Source organism: Acinetobacter populi (assembly GCF_002174125.1).
In the GTDB taxonomy this organism is placed as follows: domain Bacteria; phylum Pseudomonadota; class Gammaproteobacteria; order Pseudomonadales; family Moraxellaceae; genus Acinetobacter; species Acinetobacter populi.
Genome location: NZ_NEXX01000001.1, coordinates 763197 through 784669, shown reverse-complemented (window position 1 = coordinate 784669; position 21473 = coordinate 763197). Strand labels below are relative to the sequence as shown.

The window sequence follows — 21473 nt, the reverse complement described above, 5'->3', positions numbered from 1 at the left end:
CGGCTTTTCTGTTTCCCACAAATTCACAGACAATAAGTGAGAACCTAGATGGATTATATCAAAGATATTGTATTACTGGTGCAAATTATGGACGCAATTTCAGTGCTCAAAATTCTTTTCATCGTCTTTTGTATTATGCTGTGTATTCTTACTTGGCATGCTCCAAAGCTATTAAGACTATATATAGAATATAAAGACCGAAATAATTAAAGGTAGATGGTAAAATGACAGCGAAAGATTCAGGCATTGTTGGCAAAATGAATGCATATGGCGATCTATTTTTAAAAAATAGGAATCGTAATTTCTATGTTTTTGATCGCATTCACATATTTTTATATAAATGTTTTGAAATAAAGATACAGGTATAGATAGAAAATTATGGAAACAATCGCTAAGTATAAATTTTTACGCATCATGTCCTATGCCATCATTTTTGTCGCCTTTATTTATGCTATGGCTCGTTTGATTGAGGTTGTGCGGTGGTGGTGATTAACTATCATTTTCTTTATAGGCTGCTATCCAGTCAGGATTATTTCCGAAAGCTTGAATTTTATAGGTTGATTTTGCTAAGATTTCACACCCTTTTGTATATGGTAATTTGTCAAGTAGCTTGTATTTATGTACATACTTATCATATTTATCAAATATTAAAGCTACCCAGAAAAATACAATAATTTCATGTATAGTAAATAAGGATTTTATTATATTTATGTGACTTTCATATGATCTATCTAATATATCTTTATACTCTTCTATTGAATCTAGTAAATTAATAAATGTATTAAAATAATTACCAATTACATAGTTTCTTGTCTCATAATGTTCAAACTTTATCCAATGCTGATATAGCTGCTCTCGACGATTATTAAAATTATTTTTTACATCGAATTTTTCCAAAATAGATTCAAGAGTTATATTTTTTCCATCTATTCTTGATAGAAAATTATTAGCATATGATACAAAAACCTGATCTTTGGTAATAGATTCACCCCCAGGGCTTTGTGGGAGTATAATCATATTATTAATACGAAAACGTCTTTCTTCTAATAAGGCATTAAATAGATTATTAAAATTTTGTTTTTTAGATTCAATTAATTGATTATTCACAATATCCAATTGAGTTTTTGCATTTTTTTCTTGCTCTTGCAAAATTTGAGTTTGATTTTCAAATTCTGTTTTTTGATCTTTAAGTGCTTGACTTTGACTAGCAAGTTCCTTACGTGTTTCTCTCAATTCCAACATTTGTAAAAACAGTGAAATGATTAAGGTAGCAAAAGCTAGCCCACTAAATAAAGTATTCAGTGATCCATACATATCACCATAAGTACCATACTTTTCACCTAAAGCACCATAATATGATCGACCTGCCATTTCTTCTTCAGTTGGTATTTGATAGGGCACACCTTTCCATGTATTTTCAGGTAAATTTTTTGAATTATATTTATCATCATTCATAATACGATCAGGGTAAGTAACCCAAACGCCATAAATAATAATCCAAGATGCAGCGATTGCGATAAGCCCTAAAAATGTAAAACTTTTATAAAATGGTTTTTCTTGTTCAGACATAGTTAACTTAAAAAATAAAAAATCATCCCCACTTGACCCGTAAATAGTAACTAAGTTACTATCCTAAGTACAGAGCAAAATCTCTGTACAGGCGTGGAAACCTGTTTATTTATTCAAGAGAGCAGAAAATATCCGCTCATAAGCGGCTTTTTTTGTCAAAAAAGTCTGATCGACTATACTCGCTATGGTAGATCGGACAGGGCAGCCTTGTGCTGGCCGTGTACTCTTGAGCGGTATTTCCACCCCTGTTCGGTCTGCCACCATTCCGTGGAAAGAATGGCGGTAGGTTTGTAAAAACTTATTCAAGAGTAAAGAACATGAAAAAATCAAATCATGAGCGAGGATTAGCAAAGCATTGCTTTGCCCGAGCGCAAGATGAGAGCTATGCTCGAATTCGAGAACACACACCAATCTACGATGTAGATGCCCATCTACGCCAACAACGAAAAAATAAACGTCGCAAAGCCCTGTTAGATTCAACAGCCTTATTTTGCTCAGTCCTATTTGCATTCTCTTTTTTCTTTATGGGGGAATAATCAATGAACACATCATTATTTGACCTAGACAACGCCGTCTTTATCCAAAACCAACAAGTAAAAACCGATAGCCTGAAAGTCGCAGAGATTTTTGGGAAACAACATAAAGATGTTATTCGAAAAATTGAAAACCTAGATTGTTCACCCGAATTTACGTCAGCGCAATTTTGCGCCCACGTACAAACTATTCAGGCTGGTGCAGTTAAAAGAGAGTCCAAATACTACGAAATGACCAAAGATGGTTTTATCTTCTTGGTCATGGGCTTTACTGGAGAGAAGGCAGCACAGATCAAAGAAGCTTATATCAAAGCCTTTAATACGATGGCAGTGCTATTGCACAACCAACAGTATGTATCGCAAGGTCTGCAATACGGTGCAAAAGTCCAGTTAATTTCAGGCAGCCCAGAGTTTACCGTCAATCAAATGATCTACGATGAAGAGGGCTATCTACATAGCGTAGAGATTGTATGTTGGAATAAAAATCGCCTGCATAAAGAAATACTTAACGTCAGTAGTGTTATTCCAGTCAAAGGATTTCAGAGTGATGTATTAGATACTTTCTGGAAGGCTGTCTTTGCCTATGGGCTGGACAAATTCAATCATAGCAAGAACCCCAATCTGATAGCACTTAACCTAAAACAAGTGTCCCAATCTATTCAAGGCATACCACCTCGTATCGAACTGGCAGGATTGCTTATGCATAGCCGTGATCCTTATCCAAAGTACATGCAGCATAACTATGCAGTACATAGTGCTGTCACGGATAAGACGGTCAAGTGTTGGGTATTCGATACCACAAAACCACAACAAGCCATTGAATTTAACGCATAAGGGGCATGCCATGATTCCATTATTAAAAGCAGGCAATTCACTACGTACAGCCGAAGATAAACTGGAGAGTGTACAAGACCAACTCAACCGTCTGGAGCAATACATCTCAGCACTTAGTCGAATGTATTACGACGATGGACTACCCAGCGAGGAGTTCAATGCCATTATCAATGGGTTACATCTGCAAGTGTATGAGATCTGCAATCAAATATAAAAAGCCGACCGAACTTGCCTGCCCGATGGCGGCGGGCAATTCACCCCACCTCACCTGCCCGGTCTAAATGTGTCGATTCTTCTACAAAAAATAGCCTTAAAAAATATTGCTGTTCTACGCTATATATAACAGGGTCTAGTGTTATCGATTTGTAATGTGATTCTGCATATTTCTACAAGCATTCTGCGAACTTCTGCAACATAAAAATAGGACTATAAAAAATATGATAGATCGGGATTTATAAAAAGGTAGGGCAAAAGGTAATTCGTTAAAAATATGCCAAAAATATTAATATAAGCTATTGAATAATATGTATTAATTCTTGTTACCTTATAAGGGTAATTTGTGGTAACAAGAATCGTGATTTTTTAAATAAACATATATAAATCATGTATATAAAAGGTAACATCTGATTACCTTTTTAAATGGTAATTTGTTACCTCCAAGTTACCATGAAATTACCTTTTATAATTTAGTTAATTAATTATATAAAACATGTATTTAACTATACTTTATTGAATGCTGTTACCTTTGTTACCCTTTTCCGAGACCACCCCTAGTTTTTTAAAACCCTCAATTTTGCCATTTTGATTGTATCAGAATATCCGGGATTTATTTGTCACTATATTTCGGGATTTTTCTTTTTCTTGTTCATTGTATATCGTGCTATCTCCGCCAATTCTCCGCCCAAAGATAGTGAACTTGTTGTTATTTAACGCTAATGTGGTTCCGACCCTCGGAACCACTAAGAATAAACAGTTTATTACGCAAAACTCAGAAGCCTTGATATATAAAGGCTTGGGGCTTTGTCGTTGTAGGATTTTCGATTTTTTTTCGAGTTTATACTTCCTTATTTATACTGCTTAATTTGAATCAAACTATCTGATATTTTTAAGGAACTTTAATTATTCATAGATTACTAGGGCATGGAAATTTTAAAAGACCATAGAAGATTTTTTGCTGATCTTAATGATTAGGTCAATAGAATTAAGTGCTTTCTATTTTACGGTTGAGCAGTCTATCACTGCTGCGTATTAATCCGTTGTTCTGTCAAGGCATCAAAAAAATGCAATTTTTCCGCATTGATGCTTAGATGGAGCTGTTCTCCTGTCTGTCCGATGTCGCGATTTTTACTGATAATAAATAATTCTTCGACATTGTGCTTGGTTTGCGATTGGTGAGGTAATGGTAAAAATGTTAGAACATGAGTTTCTGCGCCCATTTGTTCTGTGACTTGAATGGTTACTGTGATGCCATGCTGTTGTGGGAGAGTAACCAGTGCAATATCTTCTGGGCGAATACCCAGAATTAGGTCGCGATCCAGTAATATTTTAATATTTTTATTAAAATTACCAAGTGAAATTTGGCTACCTTGTATGGTGATAAAATCATGAGGATGCTGTGATGAAATTTTACCTTTTAGAAAATTCATACTAGGTGAGCCGATAAATCCAGCGACAAAGACATTTGCTGGCGTATCGTATATATGCAGAGGCGTACCGATTTGCTCAACTTTTCCATCTCTTAATACCACGACTTTATCTGCTAGTGTCATGGCTTCAATTTGATCATGTGTGACATATAGCGTGGTGGTTTTGAGCGTTTGATGTAATTGTTTGAGTTCCAGTCGCATGCGCCCTCGTAGTTTGGCATCCAGATTGGACAAGGGTTCATCAAATAGAAATACCTGTGGATCACGTACAATAGCCCGGCCCATGGCAACCCGTTGTCGCTGTCCACCTGAAAGCTGGCGAGGATAACGCGCAAGAATTGCACTTAAGTCCAGCATTTGTGCGACCTGTTCGACTTTGCTTTGAATGATCCGTTTATCCACTTTTTTAAGCTTTAATGCAAAACCCATATTTTCTGCGACGGTCATTTGTGGATAGAGGGCATAGCTTTGAAATACCATGGCAATGTCACGATGTTTGGGTTCAATATTATTGACGATCTGTTCACCAATCTTAACATCGCCAGATTGTATGCTTTCCAGTCCTGCAATAGTGCGCAGAAGCGTCGATTTGCCACAGCCTGATGGCCCAACCAAAGCAACAAATTCACCATCAGCGATCTCTATGCAAATATCTTTTAAAATCTCAAGTTGACCATATCGTTTTACAATGTTTTTGAGGGTTACTTTTGCCATGAGGGATTTCTCGATTTATTTTTATTTAGGGATGGAGGCGCAACGAAAACCAATGTTTGATGCACTACTGTTCGGCGTATTTGCTGTTCGTGCAGCAACACGATAACGATTGCAATAGCTGTCATGACATAAGAAAGAGCCACCTTTCAAGACATGTTGTTTGCCAGTCTCGGGGCCTTTGGGATCACGTAAATGGGGTTGTAGATGGCGTGTACTAAAATAATCGGTACACCACTCCCATACATTGCCAGCAACATCATACAAACCATAGTTATTGGCAGGGAATGCACCAATAGGAGAGGTGCCTAAATATCCGGTATCAGGTGTATTTTGTCCGTTGTGTTGATCAGGGAACTTGCCTTGCCATGTATTACACATTAATTGTCCATTAGGTTGGAATGTATCGCCCCAAGCATATTTTTGCTGAATTAAGCCGCCTCGTGCTGCAAATTCCCATTGTGCTTCTGTTGGTAATTGCAATTTTGCCCACTGACAAAATGCTTGGGCATCATGCCATGAGATGTGGACTACAGGGTGATCCAGTCGATGTTGAATGGTTGAACCTTTTCCTTCAGGGCAATGCCATGCTGCTTGTTCTACATAGACCCACCATGGTGTTTCAGCGACATGTTGTGCCTGATAATGTCGCAATTGCTGTGTTTGTAAATGTTTGAAAAACACATACGATCCACCGAACTGTTCTGCTTGCGTCACATATGCAGTAGCATCAATGAACTGTTGAAATTCTGCATTACTGACTGGTTTGCTTGCAATGGCAAAGGGCGATAAGGTCACTTCTCGAACAGGACCCTCGCCATCCAAAATATTAATGTCAGTATCTTCACTGCCCATCAAAAACTGTTGTTGATTTTCAAATTTAACTAGATCAAGCTGAAACACCTCATGAGCTCGTACTTGTATCTCCATTGAAGATGGACAATGCTGTTGTTGATTTTGTGGGCAGCAGCAGGGCGATTGGGTTTGTGGTGTGATAGGTTTATGCATAGATTTATCCTTTAACAGCCCCTGCGGTAAGACCAGAGATGAGACGACGTTGAAAGATTAATACCAGCAGAATGATGGGAATGGTGATAATGACCGAGGCTGCCATAATCATGCCCCAGGGCACCTGATAGTCGGCAATTCCGGAAATCATAGAAATGGCCACCGTTGCGGTCCGTTCGGATTCTTGACTGGTAAAGGTTAAAGCAAATAAAAACTCATTCCATGCTGTAACAAAAGCCATTAGCCCTGTCGTAATGAGTGCAGGCCAGAGGGTTGGTAGAAAGATTCTAAGGATAATCGTGGGATAACTGGCGCCATCGACCAGTGCTGCATCTTCGAGTTCTTGTGGAATGGCACGCATATAGGCTGTAATGGTCCAGATGGTAAATGGCAAGGTAAAAATTAAATAAGAAAAACTAAGCCAGCTTAATGACAAGGCATGTGACCATTGCACGCCCAATTCAACTTGTAAAAAACTGCGCCAAGCCACATACATCTGGTACATGCCTGACAACACTGCAATTTGCGGAAACATGGAAACTGCAAGGATTGTCAGTAATAAGGTTTTTCGGCCAATAAAGTCAACTCGTGCCAGTGCATAGGCAGCCAAAACGCCAAAAAATAAGGATAAGCCGACCACAGTGCTGGCAATGATGACCGAGTTTAAAATATTGACGCTAAAATATTCTCTAAGAAAAATTTGACGATAATTCTCTAAACTGGCATCAACCGGAATTAAACTGGGCTGAAAGATTGCTGTTCCGGATTGTAACGAGGTGATAATGGCATAATAAAAGGGAAATACCAGCCAGACTATTACCACCAATAACCAGAAAAAAAATAACCCACTTTTGCCTATATGCTTTGCAATGTTTTTTGTCATGGTTAATGCTCCTGCCGCTCAATGACACCTGAAACTTTAATCCAGATAATCGCCAAGCCACATACGACCAGAAATAATAGGACCGAAGCGGCTGAACCTTCACCGAATTTGCCATATTCAAATAATAAACGACGGGCATAGACCGACATAGAAATTACATTTTCATCAGAGGGATTGGCAATATAAATGAGATCAAATACCCGTAAGGCATCCAGCATACGAAATACCACTGCCACAGCGACTGCAGGAAAAATAATTGGTAAAACAATGTACCTAAACGTTTGCCATGATGTTGCACCATCTATTCTGGCCGCTTCCTTTAACTCATTCGGTACAGTTTGTAGTGCTGCCAATAGCATTAAAGCCATAAAGGGGGTAGATTTCCAGACATCAATCACAATAATGGTGGCAAGTGCAGTGGACGGTTGCGATAACCATGCCACACCAGTATCAATCAAGCCAAGCTGTGTGAGTATCCAGTTGATAATGCCGTATTGATCGTGCAGCATCCAGACCCACATTTGTGCCGAAACAATGGTTGGAATCGCCCAAGGAATTAATACCAAGGCACGTACAATGCCTCGATAGGGAAATTCTCGGTTGAGGCTCAGCGCAATCGCCATGCCAAAAAACAATTCAAGCGATACGGAAAAGAAGGCAAAAATAATGGTATTTTTAACCGATAACCACCAGCGTGTATCGGTTAAAATCCCTAAAAATTCACCCTGAAAAACACTAAAATAATTATCAAAAGCAACCCATTGAGCCGCTTGTGGATCATCAGCAGTGGCATTGCTAAAGCTAAATAAAATGGTCTGTCCCAATGGTAGTGCCGCCACCAAAAGCAGTAATAATAAAGCTGGTAGCAATAAATATAGGGCTGTGCGTAATCGTCTTGCTGCCAATGTCTTGGCAAAAAATGTCTGACTTAAATGATTGATATTCATCACCACCCTCGACCTTTAACCCGTTTCAGGCGTTGTTCCAATTGCTCGACTGCTTCAGGTGCAGCTTGTCGTTTTTGTAAAACACGTTGTACCGCTGTCCAGAATTCATTACTGACTTCAGGATAATGTTGTCCAGTCTGTGCTGAAGATCGTGCGATCAAATCCCGTGCAGCAAGTTTAAGTTGGGGCAATAATGGGAATTGCCGAATAAGGGCTGGATCATCATACAGTGTCGGATAAGTAGGTGGTAAGCTATAAGCCGTTGAAATGCGCTGTGCCTCCTGACTACCGAGATAAATCACCAGTTGTTTTGCCAGTTGGCTTTGCTTTGAGTATTTAGAGGCAACAAAACCCCAACCACCCATAGTTGCCGCAGATTGGCCTTGACCTTCATATGGTAGACGCGTGACAGCAACCTTGCCAGAAACTGCACTACCTGATTCTTTTTGTAGTAAATTCCACACTGCTGGCCAGTGTCGCATAAATACCGCGTTACCGGTCTGAAACACGCCACGTACATCATCTTCCTTATAATTGACTACACCAATGGGGGAGATACTTCCAACCCATGAACTAGCCAGTGTCAGTGCAGCGATGCTGGCAGGATTGTTGATGCTAATTGAACCATCCACCTCAACAATTTTTCCACCACCATGGGACGCTACCCATTCCAAAGCATTGGCAGTCAAACCTTCATAGGCAGCGCCCTGAAAGACATAGCCCCATAGGTTTTTTTGCCCTTTTGCCCGTTCCTGTTGCTGAATATAGCTGGCAATTCGGGTCATTTCTGTCCATGTTTTGGGTACTGGCTGCTGATATTGATCTAGTAAATCCTTACGATAATAGAGTAGCGGAATACCTACGGTATAAGGTAGCCCATATAATTTTCCACTTTGATCAGAATATGCGGAAATGACAGTGGGGAACATCTGTTGCTGTTGAGTGGTATCTTGCGACAAATCTAGTAAGTGTCGGCGCAATTGCCCGACCCACTGACTATCAAATTTATAGACATCCACACTGTTATTGCGTGAAGCCAGCCAGGTGCGATATTGCACAAATACATCATTACTGGCATTACTCAGCTTGATGATTTTAACTTGATGCCCGGTTTTTTTCTGCCATGCTGCCAATTGTTTTTCCAGTGCAGGAAGCTGTGCATCAGAGGGTGCAGCAAGGGTTAAAGTTGCTGCATATGCTGATGAAAATAGTGTCGTGACAGACAGGCTACATAAACAGAAAAAAACACTTCTTTTCATAGGATTGGCGACCTTATAATACAGTAGATGAGGTTGGGTCATCATTCTGTTGTGAGTTGACCTTGGCATCACCATCCGGTGAAATAGAATCACGAGGTACAACATAGATGTTTGGATCAGGCGTCCAGTCCGCTTGTAATAGAGGATCATGGGTCTCCTGCATCCAGGTCAATAACTGTTGCCGAAGCTGTTGGGCAATTTCGCCATAGTCTATTCGATCAATTAGGTTGACTTTTTCCTGTGGATCCAGAATCACATCAAATAAACTTTCTCCCTCGGGCAACCAGTTGCGCCAGCCATGTTCAATAAATTGCTGTTTACTTGGGCTGGCATCGACATTCGCCAGAATACGCAAATCTGCTGCATCAAAACGCTTGGTAAAGCGCCATTTCGCTGTGCGAATACTACGTACAGGTTCCAATGCAGCATGATAGGTAATTTCTGAAAAGAGTTGTTGATGAAGTTGTTCAGTTTCACCTGTGACCAGTGGTAATAAACTTTCTCCTCTTAGCCAGTCAGGTTCCGGAATATTGGCAAGTTGGCAAAATGTCGGGAAAATATCCAGTTGTGAAACAATAGCATCAATGACCTTGCCACCGGAAAAATGTCCATTATCCCGAATAATCAGCATGACGCCTGTACCTGCATCCCCCGCAGTACATTTCATATTGGGCCAAGGTAGCCCATGGTCGGTTGTGAGTACCACCAGTGTATCGTCTGCATCGCCTGTTTGTTCTAATGCTGCCAGAATTTGTCCAAAGGCTTCATCTGCTATTTTGATCGATTGATGATAACCCGCCATATCCAGACGATTGGCGGCATTATCAGGAATTCCGGGTGGAGTGGAGAGATAACGTGCTTGTGTTTCATCAGCAACATAGGGATAGGGGCGGTGGGTTTCATGAAAACCCACAGATAAGAAAAATGGTTTGCAGCGATCGCGTTGTTTGAGCCAGTTGATGGCAACAGGTGCGACTTTCTGTGCAGCAGTATTGTCAATTTGCAAAATTTCGCTATAGCCCAATGCCATGAGTTCATCAGGTGGAGCCACATGCTGTTCGCCAATTAACACCGATTGCCAACCTGCTTGTGCCAGTACATAAGCCAGATGTTGATGTGGTGAGGTGAGCCGACTACCACGGTGTGCTAAGCCCATCATGCCATTTTCATGTGGCCAGTTACCATGTAACAAAGCGGCCCGACTTGGGCTACACACTGGCGCTGCTGAAAATGCCTGCCGAAAAAGTACCCCTTGCTGGGCAAGTTTGGCAATATTTGGCGTAGGTATAGCAAACCCATAAGGTGACACATAACGACCACTATCATGGGTATGTAAATAAAGCAAATTCATGGCAATAACAACTTCATACTAGAGAAATTAAATCGGGCAGCTGTCCGTAAACTGCTGCCAAAACAGTTTAGAAACGATAACGTAAGGCCAACTGGTATTCACGTCCAAATAGTGAGCGTCCCATCACCACATTATTTACATTGGCTGAGCCTGCAACACGCGGATTCCCTTCAGTTAATCCTAGTTCATTGGTGATATTACTGCCGGTAAAACGTAAATCCCATTGGCCGAAGTCCAGTTTTGCCCCTAAATCTACAGTCTGGTAAGACGGCAAAGATTGCAAATTATTGATATCCGAATAACGGCTACCCAGATAGCTATAGGTGCCATATAGCGATAAATCGGCAAAATTCAGCGGAATATAATAACTTGGTGTGAAACGAACCTGTACAGAGGGTTGACGTTGCACTTCATTGCCATTTTTAAAGGCAGGATTGCTACTGTCGACGACATCTTTAAATTCACCATTTAACCATGTGGTATTCAGACGTAATTCCAGACGATCAGTTGGGCGCAGGGCTGCTTCTAGTTCTAGGCCATAAGTCCGGGAACCAGCAATTGAATTAATGGTAGTTTGCTGGTTGGTATTGGGATCTACAATTTGCTGAGTGTAAGTCTGTCCATCAAATTCATTTAAAAATGCAGTGAGCGCCAGATCATACAATGAGTTAATGGTTTTTAAACCCAGCTCATACTGATCAATACTTTGTACTACACTTGCTTCACCTAAGTTGCGAACATCATCAAGTGAGGGAAAACGATAGCCAGAGTTTAGACGCGCAAAAACACTGAGATCAGGTTGTAGAAAATAATTAGCCCCTACGGTCCAAGAGGTTTTGGTATCAGAGAATTTTGAGTATAGCTTGTCCCCATTTAAAATAACGCTACTGTTGTTATAAAACGTCAGCGGATTACCATCCAGATCGACACCGGCTGTAGTGAGGTTTCGATTGCCATCCGCTTTATAGTGTTCCAGACGAATGCCGGCATCCAGTCTTAAATCGGGTGTGATTTGCCATTCGTCTGCCAGAAATGCAGCATAATTACTGCCGCTATAAGACGCTTTAACTTGATTGGTCGTGGCACTGACAAAACCATCCCGACTGATTTGTACCCCATTATCTAGCGTGACATTAATACGACGGGCATTCGGTTCCATTGACAATAAAACATTATTGCCCTGATACCATAAGTCATCGACACTATAATGTGCAAAGTAACCACCTAACGTAACAGTATGATCAGCAAAGCTACGACTTAAGCGAAAGTCATTACTAAAAGATTCGATGTCCTTGTCGATTGAATTAAGTGCAGCAACAATAACTGGTCGGGATAAATCTGTAATGGCACTACCGGTTGAAGCAAAAGAAGCACTCCCTGAGGTTGCTGATCCACCTGCACTATTCACTACATTGGCAGAACCATTGACTGCAGTAATACGACCATTGATATAGTCATTTAAACTTAAAGGCGTTGCGCTGGTAAATAAGGCACGCACATCGGCTGTACCTTTAAGAAAACTGGCACGATTACTCAAGGTCCATTCATCGAAATTTAAGTCGAGATTGGCACCAAATAAATTCAAATCAATGGTACGGCCATCTGAATAATCTCTTGAGATGGTTTGATTAGGTGCAATTTCCAGATTAAGTTGCCGAAGATCGTTGCCCTGTAAGGTATCTTTGCGTTGATCAAATCCTGGATAAGTTGACAGTTTACCATTGTTGGACAGTAACGGAGCTGGTGTGAAAAAGGCATTGCTGTCATGGGTTTTTCGCACATAGAAGGTTAAATCATTGCCATCACCCCAGCGTTTACTTAAAGTGGCACTGAGTTGTCCACCTTCATCAGCAGGATATTGGGTATCACGAATCCCATCACTTTGACGATAAAAACCGCCGACAGTTGCGTACCAGCCTTCAGCAATTTTACCGCCATAGTAGCCGTCAAAACGATATAATCCTTCAGAGCCTAAAGTAATGCCAGCTGTTCCTTCTGGGGTATCCTTACCTTTCTTTTGAATGAAGTTAACAGTAAGACCTGGATTACCATTGGAAAAAATCGGGCTCGGACCACCGCGTAGGACTTCTACACGCTCAACCGTATCATCAATACGAAATAGACTAAAACCTTCAAGGAAATCCAGTGTGGCAGGCACAAAGATTGGTGAGCCATCCAGCTGTACAGTGGCAAAACCGCCACCACCATTTTGTGGGAACCCCCGTACACCGACATGTAAACCGGCCACACCACCTGAGGTTTCGGCAAATACACCTGGTACGATTTTCATTAAATCGGCAGTGCTTTGAGGTGCCACTTCTTGAATCTGCTCCTGGTTTACAGTGGAAATAGAAAATCCGGCATCCAGTTTGCTGATGCCGCTGCTTCTTGCTGTACCTGTCACGACAATTGTTTCCAACTGTTTGACCTGTTCCGTAGATTGCGTTTCTACAGCAGGAGACGTAGTCGTTGAAGCAGTGTCCGGTTGTGTGTCTGCATGGCTATTTTGAACTGCAAAACTTAATAGCATACTCACAGCAACAGATAATTTGGTCTTGGATAAAATCATGATACAAACCCCCAAATGGTCATAGCAAAAGTCATGGCAAAAAATTAAGTTATCTGTTGAGCGAGTATTCATTTTAGATATACATAATTCATAGATAACTTGTTGTTATAGGAAAGATATTTTGAATCATGGGAATATCTTAATGATTTTTTGTATCAATCCAAAGCGCTTTGGATTTTGTGACTTTTAGGCTTTAAATTGAAATAAGAAAAATAGGGATCAACATCTAAAAAATAGATAAACAAATGGTGCTGGTTGAAAAGTTAACGGTTTTATTCGTGTAATAGATTGATTATTTTTGATAAAAACTGATTTTTTAACGGAAGGTGGTTATGCTGAGTTTAGACGAAAATAATTGGATTCTATAAAAGGATATTCGATAAAATGCTATACAACAAAGATTGATTATTCAGGTTATCTATTTAATGTCACTCAAAGCCATCGCAGAAGAACTTGGTTTATCTCTTACCACAGTGAGTAGAGCATTAAATGATTATCCCGAAGTGTCCTCTAAAACAAAAATTAAAGTCAAACAGGTTGCAGATCGTCTTGGTTATGTGCCGAATTCAATTGCAAGAGGACTTGCATTGGGACGCGCCAATGCGGTGGGTATCGTATTTCCCGCCACCGTGAATGATCTGGGCGATGTTAATTATTTGCATGTGCTTTCGTCCATGAGCGAATGTTTTGCCAAAGAGGGTATCGATTTACTGATTATTTCTGCGCCACCAGAACATGAGCTGGCAACCTATGAACGGATTATTAAGGGGGGGCGTGTCGATGCCTTTATTGTTCCCCGCACAAAGGTTAATGATGAGCGACTGGCTTATCTGTATCAACGAAAAATTCCTTTTGTCGCACATGGCAGAAGTGACGAATTTATTTATCCTTATGCTTGGTTTGATATGGACAATGCATATGGTGCAGCACTGGCTGCAAAACAGTTGATTAATGCAGGGTATCAGTCTATCGCTTATTTGGCCGCAGATTTATCTTATAATTTTATCCAGCAAAGGTATCAAGCTTTTAAAAATGAAGTCAGCCAATATCCAGACATTCACTTACAAGAGTACCGCATTGGTCTTGAGCAAAATTCTGGTTTTTTAGTCACCCAACATCTTTTGGAACAAGCGGTATTACCAGAAGCGATTTTTGTGGATAATCATATGGCAGCTATCGGGGTATTACTTGCTATTTCCAAAGCGGGTTTAATACTGGGTAAAGATATAAACATTATCGTCTATGGTATGTTATCGGAACAGATGATATTACCAGCCCCTAATATTCAAACCATAGAGATTCCTAAAGAAATAGATGTGGGATATGAACTGACAAAATTAATGCTGAATCTCTTAAAGAAAGATGGAATCTCCAGTGTTCTATACCAACCAGTACTTAGATCTATTGCGTATTAATCGCAATTTAAAATGAAGTTCCAAAAAGAGATATTCATATTATTTTTACAAAATGATGAAAAAGGAAGGATAAATATGTCAAATATATAAATGAGGATTTAAATGGTTATTAAGAATATTCTCAATTTGTATTATTTGTGAATATGTCTCATTTACATTTTTGGATACTGTTTAAATTTAATCCATACAAAATATAATCAATTTTAAACCCTATTATTAAGATGGGTTATATTTTAGTCTAAATTACCGATCTGAAGACTGTATAATCTAATTTTTTATTGAAAATATAGGATGAAGCATAATTTTTTTGATGAATTTTTAATAGCTTTAATGAGATTGATGGATGCTAAGAAAAAATAGTCATTAAATTGTCACAATTTTTACTAAATAAAAGCGTATAATTTAAAAAATTTTAATAAAAATAAGTTGTGTTCTAATTTTTTGATTTAATTGATTTTTTAATTCTTACTCAAACTAGTTTCTTTTTTCTGATACGGTTCTTGCTTAATTTCAGTGAAAACTTTTTATAAGAAATACTAATAGTAGTTTAACTTTTATATAAATAATCCATAAGTCAAAATCTCATTATAGGCGTATGATTCGTTTCGTTCTCGTAACATCTCTCATATGTTTTCACAATAGGTTTTCCCATGAAAAAAATTCTTTTAAGTAGCTTCATCTGCTGCTTAAGCTCGATGACTTTTGCCGCAGAAACAATCCATTGGGGATATGACAAAGACATCTCTCCAGAACATTGGGGCGAACTCAGTGAAAATTATAAAACATGTAGTGCGGGTAAAAATCAAACCCCAATTAACATTAATAGTACTTATGCCAGTACTGTGAAACATAAAGTTGACATTGAATATAAAGTTTCGCCAAAAGACATTGTATTCAATGGTCATACTGTTCAGGTGAATACCAAAGATGATAGTGATTATCTGGTATTGGATAATCAGAAATTTTTCCTGAAACAATTCCATTTCCACACCCCAAGTGAAAACCAGATCAAGGGTAAAAGCTATCCGCTGGAATTGCATTTTGTTAATGCCAATGCAGAAGGTCAGCTCACAGTGCTTGCAGTAATGTTTGAACTGGGTCAGCCAAATTCTGAATGGAATAAACTCTGGTCTGATCTTTCCAATAAGGAAAATGATGCCAAAGATTTAACACACACTGTGGATCTTGAAAAACTGTTACCTAAGAAACGTGAATATTATCGTTTCTCTGGTTCATTAACTACACCGCCTTGTTCTGAAGGCGTTAACTGGATCGTATTAAAACAACCTTTAACAATTTCTGCCGAACAATTAAAACAATTCAAGGCAGTATTGAAAGATGAAGCAAATAATCGCCCATTACAACCCGTCAATGGCCGTATTGTGATTGAAGATTAAAAGATTATTTTGATCCATAGGCAATAAAGTTCAATTGAGCTTTATTGCCTTTTTTATTTTTATGCACAGAAAAATATAAGTATAAAAAATATCGTCAATTATAAATGTGAAGTAACGGATTATACTAATGCTAGAGTTTAACTAAATAGGGTTGCCCAATTTTGTCACTTTTTGGCATAAATAGCTTGTAAGTTTTTATAGGTATGTTAGATTTAATCAATAACAACGATTTTTGAACAATCAAACACATCTTAATGTTTTTTATACACTAGGATTGATGGGGGCGAAAAATGCAAGTTGCAGTTCAAGTGCCAGATCAAACCACTCAAATTGACTTTTCTTCAACTTGGTTTGCAGAAGCGCATACTTTTGCCAATTTTATTGACGAGACTGTAGATTTATTAAAAGAATTGAGTCAATACGATTTTGCGCTTTATAGTTTTTATGATAACGGTCAGCAATATGTAAAAATATTTCTTGGACAGGAGTCGTTTATTAGTAAGGTGAGTTTGGATGAAATTACCTTATTAGGCCAGCATATTAAGTTGAATGTATTCTCGCCTTCATTTTTAACTTTAAAACAAAAACTCGAAAAATTATTTAATCATAAGCTGGAATCCGCAAGTTCCCTCAAATTATCTTTTGATGCAGTTGAATATGATTTTACTGTGATTCTGTTTTCTGATCAGCAGCATCAACTTTCTCATACGACTTGGCAGTGTATTGAACGCTATATACAGCAACGTCAAAAGAGTGGTTGTCAACTTTTACAGCATGATCACCTACAACAGCGCATGGCTGAGTTAGAGAGTATGAATCTTGGGCGCGCCAAATATTTTTCAGTCATTGCACATGATTTACGTGCGCCTTTTCATGGTATTTTGGGCTGTGCTGATATTTTGGCACATGAGAAAGAAACACTGGATGAAGCTGCTGCACAACGTCTGGCAGATTATATTCATGATACGACGCAATCGACCTATGGCTTACTAGAAAACTTACTGAATTGGGCCATGGCCGAAAATGGACGTTTTCATCAAACACCTTCACATTTTAGAGTGGTTGATACCTTACAGTTTGTGTTTGATCTTTTGAATGCTTTTGCTTTTAAAAAACAGATTCACTTGGATTATGACGTTGCTGATGATCTTTATGCCTTTGCTGATGTTAATATGGTCACATCAGTGATTCAAAATTTAACCTCTAATGCATTAAAATTTACCCCGATCAATCGTAATAAAACCGTTAAGATTAAAGCGATCAAAAATGAGCAATGGGTAGAAATTTCCATTCAGGATCAGGGGATTGGTATGACGCCGGAGCAGATTGCCAAGTTATTTAGAGAGCATACTGTGCCAAGTACGCAAGGGACAGCTGGGGAGAAAGGAACTGGTTTGGGGCTGGTGCTGTGTAAACGTTTTCTAGATTTAAACCACGGTTCAATTCATGTGGAGTCGACACCGGGGCAGGGGACAAAATTTATTGTGCGTTTGCCAATAGGTGAAAGTATATCTTGAACCTGAATGTTTAATACCTCCGATATGTTCTTGCAAGGCGATCTAAATTCGGGAATGATTAGCATATAAGGTTATCAGGTTTTCATACTAATGAATCAACAATATGAGGAAAGTTCTTTCGCAAGACGCGTGCAATTTTGTAGTCTATACGCTTGTCAGGTGATGCAAACATTAGACGGTATCTGGCAGCAGGATTATGCCAAAGATCAATTTCTTCTTCCTTTAAATACTAGTCAAATTTTCCAGTGGGTCGAAAATACATTACAAAATATCAGTGACGAAACCAGTTGGATGCGTAGTATTCGACAATTACGAGCTCGATTTATGCTGCGCTGGATTTGGCAGGATTGTAATCAGCTCACTGATGTCGTGACCTTAACTCGGGAATTATCCGATTTTGCCGATGCTTGTGTGATTTCCGCGAAAAATTTTGCCCGTCCGGCTTTGGTTGCAAAATATGGTGAACCGATTGGGGAAGATGGACAGGTACAGGATTTAATCGTGATTGCCATGGGCAAGCATGGTGCACAAGAACTGAATTTATCCAGTGACATTGACCTGATTTTTGCCTTTGGTGAAAATGGTGAAACCAATGGTCGTAAGTGTATCGATGTTCAACAATTCTGTATTTTGTGGGGGCAAAAAATCATTAATCTGCTGGATCAGGTGACCGCAGATGGTTTTGTGTTTCGGATAGATATGCGCTTACGACCCTGGGGGGATGGTAGTGCGCTGGCGCTGAGTTATGCAGCGTTGGAGAAATATCTGATTCAACACGGACGCGAATGGGAACGCTATGCCTGGATTAAGGCTAGAGTGATAACCGGCGGAAAGGCCGGTGATGAATTGATGGAAATGGCACGACCATTTGTGTTTCGTCGTTATGTCGATTACACCGCATTTTCAGCCATGCGTGAAATGAAATCGATGATCGAGAAAGAGGTCGCTCGTCGCAATATCTCGGATGATGTCAAGCTGGGTGCTGGTGGTATTCGTGAAATTGAATTTATTGTACAGGTTTTTCAGCTGATTTACGGTGGTTCGCGTCTGGAGTTGCAGGATCGGCAATGTCTGGTCGCCATGCAGCATTTAAAAGATGATCATTTACTCAGTGAAACAGCTTATCATGAATTAAAAGATGCCTATCTATTCTTGCGACGGGTTGAACATGCGATTCAGGCTTTGCAGGATCAACAAACCCAGAGTTTGCCACAGGATGAAAATTTAAGAGAACGGCTGATTTTTGCATTGAATTATGATTCATGGCAAGACTTTATGCAGGTCTTAAATCAAAAGCGTGAACGGGTTGGTTTTTATTTTAGTACATTAATTCAGGAGCGGATTAATGATGCTGATGTCAATATTACCGAATCAGAGCATATCGATTTACAACCTTATCTGGATGATGAGGCTTATCAACGTATAGAAGAGTTTTGGCACAGTAATGCTGTGCAGCGTTTGCCTAGTACAGCATTGAAACGGTTGCAACAATTTTGGCCTCATCTGGTACAGGCAGTCATCGCCTCCGAACATCCTCAAATTGCATTAATGCGCTTATTACCGCTAATTGAATCGATTTTACGGCGTAGTGTGTACATCGTCATGTTGATGGAAAATCGTGGTGCATTACAGCGGTTGGTTAAAATGGCCAGTGTTAGTCCATGGATTTGTGAAGAATTGGCACATTATCCTGTATTGCTGGATGAATTTTTATCGATGGATTTTGAATTGCCTCGTCGACAGGACTTGGAACAGGCCTTACGGCAACAATTGTTGCGTATCGAGTTGGATCAAGTCGAAGATATTATGCGAGTGCTACGCCTGTTTAAAAAGTCCAATGTCTTGGCTGTCGCAGCCAGTGATGTTCTGGCCGAAAGCCCATTGATGCGAATCTCGGATGTACTGACGGATATTGCCGAAATCACTGTAAAAACAGCACTACATCTATCCTACCAAATGGTGGTGAAACGCCATGGTTATCCTCTGGATAGCACGGGTGAACGTTGTAGTCTAGATCGTCTGGGATTTGCCATCATTGGTTATGGCAAAGTGGGCGGCATTGAATTGGGATATGGCTCGGATCTTGATCTGGTTTTTATTCATCAATATGAGGAACAAGCGGAAACCGATGGTAAAAAGGCCGTGACCGGACTTGAATTTGCCATGCGGGTCGCACAAAAGTTCTTATCCCTGATGACCACACAAACGCTCGATGGCCGTGTGTATGAGATTGACACCCGCTTGAGACCTAATGGCGAAGCCGGATTACTGGTGTGTAGCTTAAAAGCATTCGAGCATTATCAACTGGCCAGCGCATGGTTATGGGAACATCAGGCGTTGGTTCGAGCGCGCTCGATTGCGGGTAATGTGGAATTATGCGAGGCTTTTGAGACACTTCGTCGAACAATTTTAACCCAGAAACGTGATGAAAATGAAGTACGTGTAGAAGTGCTGAAGATGCGGCAAAAAATGAAAGATCACCTTGGTTCTTCAAATGAACAAAAAAAACATGGAATTTTTCACTTAAAACAAGATGCAGGTGGTATCGTTGACATCGAATTTATGGCACAGTATGCAGTACTGGCATGGAGTGGGTCGAATCCTGATCTCGCCCATTACTCAGATAATGTGCGAATCCTTGAAGATGCTGCCAAAGCAGGCTGCTTACCAAGCATTGACGCCACAGCATTAACGCAAGCTTATCTACGTGAACGCGCTGAAAGCCACCGTTTGGCACTTGCAAATCAATCTTTGCAAGTTAAAGCCGCGGATTGGCATGATACCCGAGAAGTCGTTTGCAAGTTATGGCAAAGATTAATTGATCCTAGTGCCACTGTAGAGCTTTTTGATAAGCCCTCAGCACTGGACAGTGAGTAATTGTGTAAAAAATTTGGAGTATGTGCCATGAATTTGGCTGATCGTGATGGTTTTATTTGGCAAGACGGAAAATTAGTTGATTGGCGTGATGCAAAAGTTCACGTTTTAACCCATACCTTACATTACAGTATGGGGGTATTTGAAGGTGTGCGTGCTTATGAAACACCTAAAGGTACCGCAATTTTTCGTTTGCAGGACCACACCAAACGTTTATTAAATTCTGCCAAAATCTATCAAATGAAAGTGCCATTTGACCAGGCAACTTTAGAACAGGCACAAATTGATGTGGTACGTGAAAACAAGTTAAGTTCTTGCTATTTACGTCCAATCATCTGGATTGGTTCGGAAAAACTGGGTATTGCCGCAACAGATAATACCATTCATGCTGCGGTTGCTGCATGGTCTTGGGGTGCTTATCTGGGTGATGAAGCAATGGCATTGGGTATCCGTGTCAAAACATCTTCCTTTACCCACCATCATCCAAACGTGACCATGTGTAAAGCAAAAGCCTGTGGTAACTATACAGTGTCGATTCTTGCGCATCAGGAAGTGGCACAATCAGGTTATGACGAAGCGATGCTGATGGATCCTCAAGGTTTTGTTTGTCAGGGTTCCGGTGAAAACGTATTCCTGGTCAAAGATGGCAAGTTACATACGCCGGATCTGGCTGGTGGCGCATTAGACGGGATTACTCGTCAAACTGTCATTACCATTGCACAGGATCTGGGCATCGAAGTGATTGAACGTCGTATTACCCGTGATGAGTTCTATATTGCAGATGAAGCGTTCTTTACTGGTACCGCCGCAGAAGTGACTCCAATCCGTGAATATGATGATCGTCAAATTGGTGAAGGTCGCCGTGGTCCAATTACCACACAGATTCAAAAAACCTTTTTTGATGCCGTTCAAGGTCGAAATGATAAATATGCACATTGGTTGACTTATGTAAAATAAGCA

16 protein-coding genes are annotated in these 21473 nt (G+C 39.9%); 8 read left to right on the top strand and 8 right to left on the bottom strand.

Annotation, left to right across the window (positions count from 1 at the left end; genetic code table 11):
* Positions 1-489: 489 nt before the first annotated feature.
* A complete protein-coding gene (locus CAP51_RS03520; protein WP_087619358.1) occupies positions 490-1569 on the bottom strand; it encodes a putative phage abortive infection protein in 1080 nt (359 codons plus the stop codon).
* A gap of 317 nt (positions 1570-1886) precedes the next feature.
* On the opposite strand from CAP51_RS03520, the gene CAP51_RS17145 reads away from it, so the two are divergent.
* Genes CAP51_RS17145 through CAP51_RS03505 form a run of 3 tightly spaced genes read left to right on the top strand, consistent with a single transcriptional unit; the run spans position 1887 to position 3150 of the window.
* Positions 1887-2105 (top strand): hypothetical protein, encoded by a 219-nt coding sequence (locus tag CAP51_RS17145; protein ID WP_140404397.1) that lies wholly within the window; start codon positions 1887-1889, stop codon positions 2103-2105.
* Positions 2106-2108: 3 nt separating this feature from the next.
* Positions 2109-2936: a Rha family transcriptional regulator gene (locus CAP51_RS03510; RefSeq protein WP_087619356.1), complete on the top strand. Its 828-nt coding sequence runs from the start codon at positions 2109-2111 to the stop codon at positions 2934-2936.
* Entirely contained in the window at positions 2920-3150 is a 231-nt protein-coding gene (locus tag CAP51_RS03505; RefSeq protein WP_245809063.1) for a hypothetical protein, read from the top strand. Before CAP51_RS03510 ends, CAP51_RS03505 begins: the two co-directional genes overlap by 17 nt.
* Positions 3151-4171: 1021 nt before the next feature.
* Here the strand turns inward: CAP51_RS03505 and CAP51_RS03500 are convergent.
* From CAP51_RS03500 to CAP51_RS03470, 7 genes are all read right to left on the bottom strand, one after another.
* Complete coding sequence (locus CAP51_RS03500) at positions 4172-5296, bottom strand: ABC transporter ATP-binding protein (protein ID WP_087619354.1); 1125 nt, start codon at positions 5294-5296, stop codon at positions 4172-4174.
* Positions 5297-5317: 21 nt separating this feature from the next.
* Complete coding sequence (locus tag CAP51_RS03495; protein WP_087619353.1) at positions 5318-6301, bottom strand: formylglycine-generating enzyme family protein; 984 nt, start codon at positions 6299-6301, stop codon at positions 5318-5320.
* Positions 6302-6305: 4 nt separating this feature from the next.
* On the bottom strand, positions 6306-7184 hold the full coding sequence (locus tag CAP51_RS03490) for a carbohydrate ABC transporter permease (RefSeq protein WP_087619352.1): 879 nt from the start codon (positions 7182-7184) through the stop codon (positions 6306-6308).
* A 2-nt stretch (positions 7185-7186) separates the two neighbouring features.
* Positions 7187-8131 carry a carbohydrate ABC transporter permease gene (locus tag CAP51_RS03485; protein WP_087619351.1) on the bottom strand — a complete coding sequence of 315 codons (945 nt, stop codon included), beginning with the start codon at positions 8129-8131 and terminating at the stop codon, positions 7187-7189.
* Positions 8131-9390 (bottom strand): ABC transporter substrate-binding protein, encoded by a 1260-nt coding sequence (locus CAP51_RS03480; RefSeq protein ID WP_171294718.1) that lies wholly within the window; start codon positions 9388-9390, stop codon positions 8131-8133. The genes CAP51_RS03485 and CAP51_RS03480 overlap by 1 nt, the downstream gene beginning before the upstream one ends.
* Before the next feature lie 13 nt (positions 9391-9403).
* Positions 9404-10741 carry a sulfatase family protein gene (locus CAP51_RS03475; RefSeq protein WP_087619349.1) on the bottom strand — a complete coding sequence of 446 codons (1338 nt, stop codon included), beginning with the start codon at positions 10739-10741 and terminating at the stop codon, positions 9404-9406.
* Between the two features lie 67 nt (positions 10742-10808).
* Entirely contained in the window at positions 10809-13310 is a 2502-nt protein-coding gene (locus tag CAP51_RS03470; RefSeq protein ID WP_171294717.1) for a TonB-dependent receptor, read from the bottom strand.
* A 425-nt stretch (positions 13311-13735) separates the two neighbouring features.
* Between CAP51_RS03470 and CAP51_RS03465 the strand changes: the two genes are divergently transcribed.
* The 5 genes from CAP51_RS03465 to CAP51_RS03445 all read left to right on the top strand — a co-directional run bounded on the left by CAP51_RS03465 (position 13736) and on the right by CAP51_RS03445 (position 21470).
* Complete coding sequence (locus CAP51_RS03465) at positions 13736-14725, top strand: LacI family DNA-binding transcriptional regulator (protein WP_087619347.1); 990 nt, start codon at positions 13736-13738, stop codon at positions 14723-14725.
* A 650-nt stretch (positions 14726-15375) separates the two neighbouring features.
* On the top strand, positions 15376-16122 hold the full coding sequence (locus CAP51_RS03460) for a carbonic anhydrase (protein WP_087619346.1): 747 nt from the start codon (positions 15376-15378) through the stop codon (positions 16120-16122).
* A 290-nt stretch (positions 16123-16412) separates the two neighbouring features.
* Positions 16413-17639: a sensor histidine kinase gene (locus tag CAP51_RS03455; protein ID WP_087619345.1), complete on the top strand. Its 1227-nt coding sequence runs from the start codon at positions 16413-16415 to the stop codon at positions 17637-17639.
* A 90-nt stretch (positions 17640-17729) separates the two neighbouring features.
* A complete protein-coding gene (glnE, locus tag CAP51_RS03450) occupies positions 17730-20516 on the top strand; it encodes a bifunctional [glutamate--ammonia ligase]-adenylyl-L-tyrosine phosphorylase/[glutamate--ammonia-ligase] adenylyltransferase (RefSeq protein WP_087619344.1) in 2787 nt (928 codons plus the stop codon).
* A gap of 27 nt (positions 20517-20543) precedes the next feature.
* Positions 20544-21470, top strand: coding sequence for a branched-chain amino acid transaminase (locus CAP51_RS03445; protein ID WP_087619343.1), 927 nt, complete (start codon positions 20544-20546; stop codon positions 21468-21470).
* The last annotated feature ends 3 nt before the right edge of the window (positions 21471-21473 follow it).